13 protein-coding genes are annotated in these 13111 nt (G+C 73.0%); 5 read left to right on the top strand and 8 right to left on the bottom strand.

The window, feature by feature from the left end; all coding sequences use genetic code 11:
- Positions 1–36: 36 nt before the first annotated feature.
- Both ectA and M8H82_RS02510 read right to left on the bottom strand, forming a co-directional pair.
- Positions 37–543: a diaminobutyrate acetyltransferase gene (gene ectA, locus M8H82_RS02505; RefSeq protein WP_250070621.1), complete on the bottom strand. Its 507-nt coding sequence runs from the start codon at positions 541–543 to the stop codon at positions 37–39.
- Positions 544–793: 250 nt separating this feature from the next.
- The gene (locus M8H82_RS02510; RefSeq protein WP_250070622.1) at positions 794–1864 is read right to left on the bottom strand and encodes an aminotransferase class V-fold PLP-dependent enzyme; all 1071 of its coding nucleotides are present in this window, start codon (positions 1862–1864) and stop codon (positions 794–796) included.
- A 221-nt stretch (positions 1865–2085) separates the two neighbouring features.
- Between M8H82_RS02510 and M8H82_RS02515 the strand changes: the two genes are divergently transcribed.
- From M8H82_RS02515 to M8H82_RS02535, 5 genes are all read left to right on the top strand, one after another.
- Complete coding sequence (locus M8H82_RS02515; RefSeq protein ID WP_250070623.1) at positions 2086–2937, top strand: basic amino acid ABC transporter substrate-binding protein; 852 nt, start codon at positions 2086–2088, stop codon at positions 2935–2937.
- Between the two features lie 4 nt (positions 2938–2941).
- A complete protein-coding gene (locus tag M8H82_RS02520; protein WP_250070624.1) occupies positions 2942–3775 on the top strand; it encodes an amino acid ABC transporter permease in 834 nt (277 codons plus the stop codon).
- Positions 3772–4563, top strand: a complete 792-nt coding sequence (locus M8H82_RS02525; protein ID WP_250070626.1) for an amino acid ABC transporter ATP-binding protein — start codon at positions 3772–3774, stop codon at positions 4561–4563. Before M8H82_RS02520 ends, M8H82_RS02525 begins: the two co-directional genes overlap by 4 nt.
- Before the next feature lie 21 nt (positions 4564–4584).
- Positions 4585–5676, top strand: a complete 1092-nt coding sequence (locus M8H82_RS02530) for an amidohydrolase family protein (protein ID WP_250070627.1) — start codon at positions 4585–4587, stop codon at positions 5674–5676.
- Between the two features lie 154 nt (positions 5677–5830).
- On the top strand, positions 5831–6718 hold the full coding sequence (locus M8H82_RS02535; protein WP_250070628.1) for an SCO1860 family LAETG-anchored protein: 888 nt from the start codon (positions 5831–5833) through the stop codon (positions 6716–6718).
- A gap of 8 nt (positions 6719–6726) precedes the next feature.
- Here M8H82_RS02535 and cobC read toward each other — a convergent pair whose 3' ends face one another.
- From cobC to cobM, 6 genes are read right to left on the bottom strand one after another with little or no spacing between them, the layout of a single operon-like run.
- Positions 6727–7803 (bottom strand): Rv2231c family pyridoxal phosphate-dependent protein CobC, encoded by a 1077-nt coding sequence (gene cobC, locus M8H82_RS02540; RefSeq protein WP_250070629.1) that lies wholly within the window; start codon positions 7801–7803, stop codon positions 6727–6729.
- Complete coding sequence (locus M8H82_RS02545) at positions 7793–8713, bottom strand: sirohydrochlorin chelatase (RefSeq protein WP_250070630.1); 921 nt, start codon at positions 8711–8713, stop codon at positions 7793–7795. Before M8H82_RS02545 ends, cobC begins: the two co-directional genes overlap by 11 nt.
- Complete coding sequence (locus tag M8H82_RS02550) at positions 8710–9297, bottom strand: precorrin-8X methylmutase (RefSeq protein WP_250070632.1); 588 nt, start codon at positions 9295–9297, stop codon at positions 8710–8712. The genes M8H82_RS02545 and M8H82_RS02550 overlap by 4 nt, the downstream gene beginning before the upstream one ends.
- Entirely contained in the window at positions 9294–10967 is a 1674-nt protein-coding gene (gene cobJ / locus M8H82_RS02555; RefSeq protein ID WP_250070633.1) for a precorrin-3B C(17)-methyltransferase, read from the bottom strand. Before cobJ ends, M8H82_RS02550 begins: the two co-directional genes overlap by 4 nt.
- The gene (gene cbiE, locus M8H82_RS02560; protein ID WP_250070634.1) at positions 10964–12196 is read right to left on the bottom strand and encodes a precorrin-6y C5,15-methyltransferase (decarboxylating) subunit CbiE; all 1233 of its coding nucleotides are present in this window, start codon (positions 12194–12196) and stop codon (positions 10964–10966) included. The genes cobJ and cbiE overlap by 4 nt, the downstream gene beginning before the upstream one ends.
- Positions 12193–13011, bottom strand: coding sequence for a precorrin-4 C(11)-methyltransferase (gene cobM, locus M8H82_RS02565; protein WP_250070635.1), 819 nt, complete (start codon positions 13009–13011; stop codon positions 12193–12195). Before cobM ends, cbiE begins: the two co-directional genes overlap by 4 nt.
- Positions 13012–13111: the final 100 nt, after the last annotated feature.

Genomic DNA, 13111 nt, shown 5'->3' on the forward strand with positions numbered 1-13111 from the left:
CGCTCCTCGATGCGTGGGGGAGGTCGGGGGGAGAGGTCAGCGGGAGAGGGGACCGATGCGGTACAGGACTTCCGGGTCGTGCGGCCCGTCGGGGAACAGGCCCGTCTCGAACAGCACCTCGCGCTCCATGGCGGCGCCGTGCCGTTCCGCGAACGAGGCGAACAGCCGCTCGGAGGCGGTGTTGCCGGGGGTGATGGTGGTCTCGACGCGGGTGACGCCGTACTCGCCGCCGACCCGGGCGGCCAGACCGTCGAGCAGGGCGGCGGCGAGACCGCGTCCGCGGTACGCGTCGTCCACCGCCACCTGCCAGACGAGCAGGGTGTGCGGACGGTCTGGCCGCACGTAGCCGGTGACGAAGCCGACCGGCTGCCCGTGCTCGTCGCGGGCGACCGCCGAGGTGCCGGCGAAGTCGCGGCACCACAGCAGATAGCTGTAGGACGAGTTCAGGTCGAGGGCTTTGGAGTCCCGGGCGATCCGCCACAGTGCGGCGCCGTCGGCCACCGTCGGCCGGTCGATTTGCAGGTCTGCTTGTGCGGCAGTCATGCGAATTGAACTTACCGATGGCAATTGAAAAATGCATGGCCGTACGGGGTTCCGTGGCATGGCTCGATATGTTATCCGCGCGAGGAGGTAAACACCCGATTTGCCCCATGCATAAACCGCAAAACGGACGCTATGTGTAACGCGTCACAACCGTTTAACCTGCACGAAATCTTTGCGTTTAGCTCAAAAAAAACAGGGCAGAAGAGAACGGTAAGCTACCCCTGAAAAAGAATTCATAATTACCTTGAATTCAGCATTCGGTAACTCGGTGGATGTCCTCGTGCGTCATTGCGGCCCCCAGCGCCGCCAGGCACCGCCGTACCGTTTCCGGGGTCGCGTCCGCGCCGTAGTGGTTCACCCGGATCATCTCCTTGGCCAGTGCGCCGCCGCCCGCCGCCAGCGGCAGTGCGGGGTCCAGGCTCAGGGCCCTGGCCACCACCGCCGAGGCGTCCACGCCGGGCGGGGTCCGCAGGGTCGTCGCGACCGGGGCCGCCTCCCGGGCCTCGTGGACGTACGGCTCCAGCCCGCCGCCCAGGGCGAGCGCCCCCGCCCGTGTCGCCGCCGCGGCCGCCGCGTGCCGGGCCATCACCGTCTCCAGGCCCTCCGCCTCGATGCGCTGCACGCACGCCTCCAGCGCCAGCATCTCCAGCTGGGCCGGAGCGTGCAGCAGGGTGCGACGGCCGCCGTCGATCCAGCGCTGCTTCCAGTCCAGCAGCGAGAGGTAGGAGCGACGCGGCGCCCGCGGATTCGCCTCCATGCGGGTCCACGCCCGCTCGCTCACCGACACCGCCGACACCCCCGCCGGGCCGCCCATCGCCTTCTGCGCCCCGATCACGCACAGGTCGACGCCCCACGCGTCCGGCAGCACCGGCTCCGCGCCGATCGACGCCACGGCGTCCAGGTAGAACAGGGCGCCGTGCGCGCGGACGACCTCCCCGATCCCGGCCACCGGGTTGGTGTTGCCCGTCGCCGCCTCCGCGTGGACCAGGGAGACGAAGTCGATCTCCGGGTGCTCGGCGAAGGCCTCGGAGATCTGCGCGGCCGTGACCGCCGTGTGGAAGGGCACCGCGAGATCGATCACCGTGGCGCCGCAGTCCCGCAGCCAGTCGCCGAATGTCTGCCCGTAGGGGCCGGTGATGACGTTAAGGGCGGTCGTGCCGGGGCCCGCGGTGCCGCGGATCGCGCCCTCCAGCGGCAGCAGCGCCTCGCCCTGCATGATCACGACGTCCTGCCGGGTGTCCAGCAGCCGTGCCACCCGGTCCTCGATCGAGGCGAACTGCACTGCGCTCAGCGGGGCGAGGTCCAGGAAGGGGTGGGTCACGGCGGTGCTCTCTTCTCGTCATGAGGGTCGACGGAGTCGAGCGTAGTCCCCGCCCCGAGGGCCCCCTGCCCCCGACTTCCGGGGCCTCTGCTCCCGGCTTCCGGGGGCCCCGCCTCCCGACTTCTTAGGCCGAACGCCCCGGGAGCCATGGGTTTGTTTTGAGAGACTCAAACTTCTCCTTATAATCGGAACGCACAGTTCCCGTACAGGAGGCTCCCCCCGTGAAGACGACCTTCGGGCGCCGGACCCGCATTCTGGCCGCCACCACCGCTACGGCCGGGCTGGTGCTCGTGGCCGGCTGCTCCTCGGACGACGACGGCGGCAGCGGCAGCAAGACCGCCGCCGGCGGCGTCGAGCTCGTCAAGGCGGGGCAGCTGACCACCTGCACCCACCTGCCCTACCCGCCCTTCCAGTCGGAGATCGACGGCAAGGTGCAGGGCTTCGACGTCTCGCTCATCGACCTCGTCGCCGAGGACCTGGGCGTGCAGCAGGACATCGTCGACCAGCCCTTCGAGAACTTCAAGACGGGTGGCTCCCTCAACGCCGGCCAGTGCGACCTGGCCGCCGCCGGTATGACCATCACCGAGGAGCGCAAGAAGAACGTCGACTTCTCGGACCCGTACTTCGACGCCACCCAGGCCGTCCTCGCCGACAAGGACAGCGGCATCGCGTCCTTCGCGGACCTCAAGGGCAAGAAGGTCGGCGCCCAGGCGCAGACCACCGGTGAGGACTACGCCAAGAGCAAGGGCCTCGACCCGGTCTCCTTCGAGTCCTCCGACGCCGTCCTCAACGGCCTGCGCACCGGCCAGGTCGACGCCGTCGTCATCGACTACCCGGTCGTGCAGGGCTGGCTGAAGGACAAGGCCAACGCCGACGCCTTCGAGGTCGCCGAGCAGATCAACACCGGCGAGCAGTACGGCTTCACGGTGAAGAAGGGCAACGCCAAGCTCCTCGCCGCCATCAACAAGGCGCTCGCCGACGCCAAGGCCGACGGCACGTACAAGGAGATCTACGAGAAGTGGATCGGCCCGTACGACGAGGCCGCCGCGTCGCCGTCCGCGTCGGCGTCCTGACCCCATGGCCGAATCGGACGTACCGCTCCAGCCGAAGAAAAAAGGACTGACCCGGCGGCAGAAGCGCAGGCTGTCCCAGGGCATCCAGTACCTCGTCTTCGCCGCGGCCGTGATCGCCTTCGCGCTCGCGGCCGACTGGGACCGCCTGCAGAACCAGTTCGCGCAGGCGGACATCGCCGAGCAGATGTTCCCCGAGATCATCACGCTGGCGCTGAAGAACACCGTGCTGTACACCCTGTCCGGCTTCGTCTTCGGACTGGTCCTCGGCATGGTGATCGCGCTGATGCGGCTGTCGTCCGTGGGCCCGTACCGCTGGTTCGCCGGGGTCTACATCGAGATCTTCCGGGGCCTGCCCGCCCTGCTGATCTTCATCTTCATCGGGGTGGCCGTACCGCTCGCCTTCCCGGGCACGGAGATTCCCGGCGGCACCTACGGCAAGGTCGCGCTCGCGCTCGGCCTGGTCGCGGCCGCCTACATGGCCGAGACGATCCGCGCGGGCATCCAGGCGGTGCCCAAGGGGCAGCTGGAGGCGGCGCGCTCGCTGGGCTTCTCGCCCGCCCGCGCGATGGTCTCGATCATCCTCCCGCAGGCGTTCCGGATCATCCTCCCGCCACTGACCAACGAACTGGTCCTGCTCTTCAAGGACTCCTCGCTGGTGCTGTTCCTCGGGGTCACCCTGGAGGAGCGGGAGCTGTCCAAGTACGGCCGCGACCTGGCGAGCACCACCGCCAACTCCACGCCGATCCTCGTCGCGGGCCTGTGCTACCTGCTGGTCACGATCCCGCTCGGCTTCGTCGTGCGCCGCATGGAGGCCAAGGCCCAGGAGGCCGTGAAGTGAGTCGTCCCGAGATCCACGTCAAGGGCCTGCACAAGTCCTTCGGCGACAACGAGGTGCTGCGCGGCATCGACCTGGAGATCCGGCAGGGCGAGGTCGTCTGCGTCATCGGCCCGTCCGGCTCCGGCAAGTCGACGCTGCTGCGGTGCGTGAACCTGCTGGAGGAGCCGACCCGGGGCCAGGTCTTCGTCGGCGGCACGGAACTCACCGACCCGGACGTCGACATCGACGCCGTCCGCCGCCGCATCGGCATGGTCTTCCAGCAGTTCAACCTCTTCCCGCATCTGACGGTGACCGAGAACCTCACGCTGCCGCAGCGCCGGGTGCTCCGGCGCGGCAAGGCGGAGGCCGCCAAGGTCGCCGCCGAGAACCTGGCGCGGGTCGGCCTCGCCGAGAAGGCGGACGCCTACCCGTCCTCCCTCTCCGGCGGCCAGCAGCAGCGGGTGGCCATCGCCCGCTCGCTGGCCATGGGCCCCGAGGTGATGCTCTTCGACGAGCCGACCTCGGCGCTCGACCCGGAGCTGGTCGGCGACGTCCTCGCGGTCATGCGGATGCTCGCCGACGAGGGCATGACGATGATGGTCGTCACCCACGAGATGACCTTCGCCCGCGAGGTCGCCGACCGGGTCGTCTTCATGGACGGCGGAGTGATCGTCGAGGACGGCACCCCGGCCCAGGTCATCGGCAGCCCGCGTCACGAGCGCACCCGCCACTTCCTGTCCCGCCTGCTCGACCCGGCGATGGCCGAGGTGGAGGAGGAGACCTCGGACCAGGTGGGCACGCCCGAGTAGCGGCTGACTAATGTGCGGTGCATGAGCGATCACGCGGTGCTGCACGTGCGAGGCCGGGTCCTGGTTGGGCCCGACGACGTCCGGGACGAGCTGTGGGTCATCGACGGCCGTATCTCCTACGACCGCCCCACGGCCGCGCAGGACGTCCGTACCGTCGACGGCTGGGCCCTGCCCGGCCTCGTCGACGCGCACTGCCATGTCGGGCTCGGCGCGCACGGCCCCGTGGACCGGGACACCGCCGAGCAGCAGGCGCTCACCGACCGCGGGACCGGCACCCTGCTGATCCGGGACGCGGGCTCCCCCTCCGACACCCGCTGGACCGACGACCGCGAGGACCTCCCGAAGATCATCCGGGCGGGCCGGCACATCGCCCGCACCCGCCGCTACATCCGCGGCTACGCCCACGAGATCGAGCCCCCCGACCTGGTCGCCCACGTGGCCCGGGAGGCCCGCCGGGGCGACGGCTGGGTGAAGCTGGTCGGCGACTGGATCGACCGGGACCTCGGCGACCTCGCCCCCAGCTGGCCGCGCGAGGCGGCCGAGGCGGCCATCGCCGAGGCCCACCGCCTCGGCGCCCGCGTCACCGCGCACTGCTTCGCCGAGAACTCCCTGCGGGACCTCGTCGAGGCGGGCATCGACTGCATCGAGCACGCCACCGGGCTCACCGAGGACCTGATCCCGCTCTTCGCCGAGCGCGGCGTCGCCATCGTGCCGACCCTGGTCAACATCGCGACCTTCCCCAAGCTCGCCGACGGCGGCGAGGCCAGGTTCCCCCGCTGGTCGGCCCATATGCGCCGGCTCCACGAACGCCGCTACGACACCGTCCGCGGCGCCTACGACGCCGGCATCCCGGTCTTCGTCGGCACCGACGCCGGCGGCACCCTGCCGCACGGCCTGGTCGCCGCCGAGGTCGAGGAACTGGTCACCGCCGGCATCCCGCCCCTCCAGGCGCTCTCGGCGACCACGTGGGGCGCACGGCGCTGGCTCGGGCGCCCCGGCCTCGACGAAGGAGCGCCGGCGGACCTGGTGGTGTACGAGACGGACCCGAGGGCCGATGTGCGGGTGCTGGCGGCGCCGCGGCGGATCGTGCTGAACGGCAGGGTCGTGGGATGACCGGGTGACGGTGGAGAACGTGCGTGCCCAGGGATTCGAAGACATGCACGGAACGGTCACGTTGGAGTGAACCCTCGTCAGCTCGCTGACGGCCATCCGTGCGCGCGTAATCCTTACGGGGTCCCAAGCATGTCTCTCTGGGGGTCCCACCACCGTGAACAGCAACACCTTCCGCATGCCCGCACGCCGTCTCGCGACCGTCGCGGCGGCCACGGCCCTCGCCGCCGGACCAGCGGCACTCGCCGGCGCGGGCTCCGCGCACGCGACCGGCGACCAGGGCCGGGCGAGCGCCGTCGTGCTGCGCACCGGGCTCGACGTGTCCCTGCTCAACAAGACCGTGAACCTCCCGCTCGCGGTCTCCCTCAACGAGGTCCAGGCACCGCAAAGCGACGAGCGGACCGCGCTCACCGCCCGGCTCGACGGCGTCAACGGCGGACAGCCGTTCAGCGTGCTGCGCGCCGACGTCGCCTCGGCGAAGGCGACGGTCACCGACGCGAAGGCCGAGGGCCGCACCAACCTGGCGCACGCCAAGCTCCACGTCCCGGGGCTGCCCCTGCTCTCCCTGATCGAGCTGGAGGGCGTCACCTCCCGGGCGACCTGCGAGGCGGGGAAGACCCCGACGGCGACCTCCAACCTGCTCGGCGCGGTGACCGTCCTCGGCAAGAAGGTCACCGTGACCACCGGCGGCACCACCGACGTCCAGGTGCCCGGCGTCGGCGAGGTCCGCCTGGACCTGTCGAGGACGGAGACCACCTCCCGTACGGCCGCCGCCACCGCCCTCGAACTCACCGTGTCCGTCAACCCGTTGAAGCTGAACGTGGCCGAGGTGACCGGCACGGTCACCCTGGCGAAGGCCACCTGCGAAGCCCCCGCGGTCCGCAGCGAGGAACCCGGGATCGAGCCGCAGGGCGCCCCGGTGGAGGAGGCGGGTCTCGCCGAGACCGGCGGCAACTCGATGACTCCGTACCTCGCGGGCGGCGCGCTCGTCCTGCTCACCGCGGGCGGGGGAGCGGTGGCCCTGTCCCGTCGCGGCAAGGGCTGAGCCGCACCTCACCCCCGCGTGGGCGCCAGCGCCTGATCCAGCGCCTGGAGGAAGGAGTTCACCGTCGCCCGGTCCCGCACCGCCAGGCGCAGCCACTCCTCGTCCAGACCCGGGAAGGTGTCCCCGCGGCGCACCGCGAAGCCCAGGTCGCGCAGTCGTCCTCGTACCGCCGCCGCCTCCGGCAGCCGTACGAGGACGAAGGGGCCCTCCGCCGGTTCCGCCACCCGTAGGCCCGCGGAGGCGAACTCGCGCAGGCCCGCGACGAGATGGGCGCGGTCGGCGGCGATGCGGTGGGCCGCGTGGGCCGCCTCGGCCAGGGCCCGCGGCTCCACGCACGCCTGCGCGGCGGCCAGCGCCGGGGTGGACACCGGCCACAGCGGCTGCGCCCGCTCCAGCTCCGCGATCGTCTCCGGGCCGGCGAGGACGTAGCCGATGCGCAGCCCGGCCAGGCCCCACGTCTTGGTCAGGCTGCGCAGGACGACCAGGCCGGGCACGTCCGTGCGTCCGGCGAGCGCCTCCCGCTCGCCCGGGACCGCGTCCATGAACGCCTCGTCCACCACCAGCGTCCGCCCCGGCCGGGCCAGTTCGGCGAGGGACGCGGCCGGGTGCAGCACCGAGGTCGGGTTCGTCGGGTTGCCGACGACCACGAGGTCGGCGTCCCCGGGGACGGCCGCCGGGTCGAGCCGGAAGCCGTCCTCCGCCCGCAGCAGCACCCGGTCCACCGTGTGCCCGGCATCCCGCAGCGCCGCCTCCGGCTCGGTGAACTGCGGGTGCACCACCACCGGCCGGCGGACCTTCAGGGCGCGCGCCAGCAGCACGAACGCCTCGGCGGCGCCCGCCGTCAGCAGCACCCGCTCCACGGGGAGCCCGTGCCGTGCCGCCACCGCCGCCCGCGCGGGCCGGCCGTCCGGGTAGGCCGCCAGCGAGGCGAGCGAGTCGGCGATCCGCTCCCGCAGCCAGGGCGGCGGGGTGTCGGCGCGGACGTTCACCGCCAGGTCGACCAGCGCCGAGCCGTCGTCCCGGACCTCGGCGTCCCCGTGGTGCCGCAGATCGTGGCTGCCCTCGGTGCTGCCCTCAGTGCGCATGCGAGTGGGCCCCGTGGTGGTGGCCGTGGTGGTGATGGTGGCCGTCGTCGTCCGGGTGGAAGTGCGGCTGCTGCGGCAGGCCCACCTTCTCCTCGAACCCGGGCAGCGCGATCCGGTACACGCAGGAGTCGCAGTTCATCCGCAGATCACCCTTGACGGCCTCCGCGTACCGCTCCATGACCAGGTCCAGCAGCTCCGGCTCCGGGCCGATCACCTCGGCCGAGCGCACCTCGACCTCCGGGCGCGCGGCCGCCCACCCCTCTGTCTGCTGCTTCACCCGGTCCGGCAGGATCCCGGTGAACAGGAAGTACGGCAGCACCACGATCCGCCGCGCGCCGAGCCTCGCGCACCGGTCCAGGCCGCTCGGCACGTCCGGCGCCGCCAGCGACACGAACGCCGTCTCCACGCCCACGTACCCGCGCCCCTCCCACAGCAGCCGGGCCGCCTTGAGCACCTCGGCGTTGGCGTCCGGGTCCGTCGACCCGCGCCCCACCAGCAGCACCGTGACGTCCTCGCGGGCCCCCGGGTCGCGCCCGCCGAGCGCCTCGTCGATCCGCCGCTCCAGCACGTTCAGCAGCGAGGGGTGCGGGCCCAACGGGCGGCCGTAGGTGTAGGAGATGCCGGGGTGGCGCTCCTTCTCGCGGGCCAGCGCCGCCGGGATGTCGCCCTTGGCGTGCCCGGCGGACACCAGCATCAGCGGCACCGCGGCGAACCGGCGCACGCCCCGCTCCACCAGCTCGGTGACGGCGTCGCCCAGCGGCGGCGGGGACAGCTCGATGAAACCGCCCGCGACGGGCAGTTCGGGGTGGCGGTGGCCCAGCTCCCGTACGAAGTCGCGGAACGCCTCGGCCCCGGCGTCGTCCCGGGTGCCGTGGCCGGCGATGAGCAGCGCGGGCGGAGGGGTGGTCACGGGTTCTCCTCGGGTGAAGTGGGGTGGTACAGCAGGGCGTTCAGCGCCGCGGAGGCGACGGCCGAACCGCCCTTCTCGGACACGTTGCTGACCGCGGGCAGCCCGCTCTCGCGCAACGCGGCCTTGGACTCGACCGCGCCGACGAAACCGACGGGCAGGCCGATGACGAGTGCGGGGGAGGCGTCCAGGGTCAGCAGCTCCTCCAGGGCGGTCGGCGCGTTGCCGATCACCCAGAGGGCGCCCGGGCCGACCTGTTCGTACGCCAGCCGGATGCCGTGGGCCGAACGGGTCAGACCCGGCCCGGCCACCCCGTCCCTGAGCCGGCAGACGGTCTCGCGCCGGGTGATCCCGGCCCCGACCATCTCCACGTCCACGACCACGGGCGCACCCGCGTGCAGCGCGGCATGGGCCTTCGCGAGGTCGCCCTCGTCCATGACCAGGTCGGTCGCGTACTCCAGGTCGGCCGCGGAGTGGATGACCCGCTCCACCACCGCCCGGGTCAGCGGCGGGAAGTGCGAGGTGTCCAGCCGGGCGCGCAGCCGCCGGTAGGACTCCTCCTCGATCGGATGGACGACTCGAATCACTTCGGGTCCTCCTGCGCGGCCTGCCAGCGGTAGCCGCGCGGCGTCACCATGCGCCCCGCGATGGTCCGCGTCGCCGTGTTGCCCACGGTCACGACCGTCATCATGTCGACCGTCGCCGGGTCCAGTTCCCCGAGCGTGGTCACCCGGGACGCCTCGTCGGGCCGGGAGGCGTTGCGTACGACACCGACGGGCGTCGTGGGCTCCCGGTGCCCGGCGAGGATCGCCAGCGCCTTCGGCAGCTGCCAGTCACGGCCGCGCGAGCGGGGGTTGTAGAAGGTGACCACGAGGTCCGCCTCGGCCGCCGCCCGCACCCGCCGCTCGATGATCTCCCACGGTGTGTGCAGGTCGGACAGGCTGATCGAGACGTGATCGTGGCCGAGCGGCGCCCCGAGGATCGCCCCGGCCGCCAGCGCGGCGGTGACCCCGGGCACGCCGACCACCTCGATGTCGTCGCTCGCCTCCGCCAGCGCCGGCGAGGCCATGGCGTACACCCCGGCGTCCCCGCTGCCGATCAGTGCCACGGCATGCCCCTGCCGGGCCTCGGCCACCGCCGTCCGGGCCCGCTCCTCCTCGGCGCCGAGCCCCGACTCCAGCACCCGGGTGCCGGGGCGGAGCAGATCGCGGATCTGGTCGACGTACTGGTCGAGCCCGACGAGCACCGCAGCGCGCCGCAGTTCGGCCTTCGCACGCGGGGTGAGCAGGTCCCGGGCGCCGGGTCCGAGCCCGACGACCGCGAGCCGGCCGCGCGCGGGACGCCGTACGACCGCGCAGGTCGCCATCGCCGACTTCCGCTTGGGGAGGAGGAGTTCACCACCCTCCCGGAGGGCCGAGGCCTCGGCGACGGACGGGGTGCCCACGGCGGCCAGCGGAGCGGCCGAGGGGTTGGGGACGTCGACGGCCGCCAGTTCCGCCGCCGGGTAGGTGACCAGCGGGACGCCGAGCCGCTCGGCCGCCTCGACGATGCCGGGCTCCCCGGCCTTGGCGTCCACCGTGGTCAGCCGGGCCACGGAACGGACCGACAGGCCCTGGAGCGAGCCGTGGATCAGCGCGAGGATCTCCTCGGCCGGTGCCCCCTTCGAGGCGCCGACGCCGACGACGAGGGACGGCGGACGCAGGACGACCTCGCGCTCGGCGGGGTCGACGGCACGGTCGGTCACCCGGACCGTGTACGCGCCCTCGTCGGAGACCTTCAGCGCGGGCAGCGGCCACGCCACCTCCGCCCGCAGCGCGACCGGTTCGCCGTCCAGCAGGGCCCGCGAGACCGCGGCGACATCGCCCTCGACGGGGAAGCCGAGCGTGTCGAGACCGGGCAGGCCGACGGCATCGGTCGCCGTCGTCACCACGGGCGCCGCCCCCAGCACCTCGGCGACCTCCTTGGCGAGGTCATTGGCGCCGCCCCCGTGGCCGCCGACCAGCGACACGGCGAACCGCCCGCCCTCGTCGACGCAGACCACGCCCGGGTCGGTCCGCTTGTCGCCGAGCAGGGGCGCGACCAGCCGCACCACCGCCCCCGTGGCCAGGAAGCACACGAGCTGCTCGCACTCCGCGAACGCGGCCCGTACGGCGTCCGGCACGGGACCCTCGTACACGCGCGTACGGTCCGGCCACGCCGCGGCCAGCCGGTCCCGCGCAACCGCCCCCGCCGCGGTGGCGGAAATCAGGCCGATCACTGAGCAACTCCTTCACGAGAAAGGGGCGTTCGCACACCCCAGAGCAGAAATACCGGATTGGTCGCCGCCAGCCGGGACACGTCCCCGGGCAGTGGCGCGAGCCGCGAGGACTGCAACAGCACCCCGTCGCAGCCGAACCCGGCGCCGGTCAGCGCCGCCCGCACGGCCGGCACCCGGTCCAGCGCCGCCACGGCGACGACCACGGCCCGCCGGGCCCGCCGCGCACAGGCGGTCACGATGGCGGGCAGCTCCTGCCCCCCGCCCCCGATGAACACGGCGTCCGGATCGTCCAGATCGGACAGCACCGTGGGCGCGGCCCCGTGCACGGCCCGTACGTCGACCCCGTGCGCGGCCGCGTTGGCGCGGATCCGCTCGATGCCGTCCCGGGTCTTCTCCACCGCGACGACGGCGGCACCGAACCGCGCGCACTCCACGGCCACCGAACCCGAGCCCGCGCCGACGTCCCAGACCAGATCGCCGAGCCGCGGCCCGAGCCTGGCCAGGGCCAGCGCCCGCACCTCGAACTTGGTGATCATCGAGTCCCGGTGGGCGAACTCCGCCTCGTCCAGCGCCCATCCGGCGGGCCCGACGGGCGGCCCGGCGACCGTGCGCACCGGTCCCAGCAGCCGCGTCTCGTCCAGGCACAGCACGACACTCACCGCCGTACCCCAGTCGCGGGCCGCGGCCTCGGCCGGTGTGACCCGTTCGACGCGCTCCCCGGCGGTGCCCAGCGCGGAGGCGACGAGCAGGACCCGCGCCTCGCACCGGAGGGCGGCGCCCAGTTCGGCGGGGCCGGACCCGGGGCCCGTCAGCACGGCCACCTTCGGCCGCGCCCGGCACACGTTGACGGCCGTACGCAGCTCCCGCCCGTGCGCGCTGACCACGACGGCGTCGTCCCACGGCACCCCGGCCCGCGCGAACGCCGCGGCCACGGAGGAGACACCGGGCCGCACCTCCAGCGCGCCGGCCCCGAACCGCTCGGCCAGCACCCGCACGATCCCGAAGAACCCCGGGTCGCCGGAGGCCAGCACGACCACCCGGTCCGACTTCTCCAGATGCCGCTCGATGACGTCCATCGCCGGTGCCAGCGGACCGAGGACGACCCGCTCGGCATCGGCCGGGACGGCGGCGGCATCCAGGTGCCGCCGCCCGCCGACGACGAGCCGCGCCCCGGCCAGCACCTCGGCGGGAACCGGCGCCCCCGTCCCCGTACCGACGACCGTGATCACGTACTCGCCCCCCGCTCGCGCAGCGCCCGACGCGCCTCCGGGTCCGCCTTGCGGAAGCCGTGGAAGTGACCGGGGTGGTAGAGGTGCGAGCGGGTGCCGTGCGCGGCGAGCGCCGGGCCGACCAGGAAGAGCGTGTGCTTCCAGAGCTTGTGCTCCTTCACGGTCTCCTCCAGCGTGCCCACCGTGCACCGCACGATCAGCTCCTCCGGCCAGGTGGCCTGGTAGGCGACCACGACCGGGGTCTCGGTCGGATAGCCGCCCTCCAGCAGCTCCCGCACCAGCTGCCCGCTGCGGGCCGCGGACAGGAAGATCGCCATGGTGGTCCCGTGCTTGGCGAACTCCCGCACCTCCTCGCCGGGCGGCATCGGCGTCTTGCCGCCCCCGAGCCGGGTCAGGACGACGGACTGCGCCACCTCCGGAATGGTCAGCTCGCGCTGGGCGAGCGCGGCGACCGCGGAGAAGGCGGAGACACCGGGAATCACCTCGGTTGCGATCCCGATCTGGGCACACCGGTCGAGCTGCTCCTGGGTGCCGCCCCACAGGGCGGGGTCACCGGAGTGGATCCGGGCGACCGTCAGTCGCTCGTCCCGCGCCCGCTCGTACACGGCGACGACGTCCTCCAGGGACATGGCCGCCGAGTCCAGGATCTCCGCGCCCTCGCGCGCGTGCTGGAGGACCTCCGCCTGGACCAGGCTGGCGGCCCAGATCACCACATCGGCCTCGGCGATGGCACGCGCGGCTCGGAACGTCAGCAGATCGGCGGCGCCGGGGCCGGCACCGACGAAGGTCACCTTGCCGGCGGGGGCATCGGCCATGGGGATCGGTCCTCTCGGGTTTGCGGGGTGGAGCGGTTCACGGATGCACGGGGTGGGGCGGTTCATGGGGTGACGCGAAAAGTCAGTGGCCACGCGGGCG

Origin of the sequence: Streptomyces sp. YS415 (assembly GCF_023544665.1) — a bacterium.
Lineage (GTDB): Bacteria > Actinomycetota > Actinomycetes > Streptomycetales > Streptomycetaceae > Streptomyces.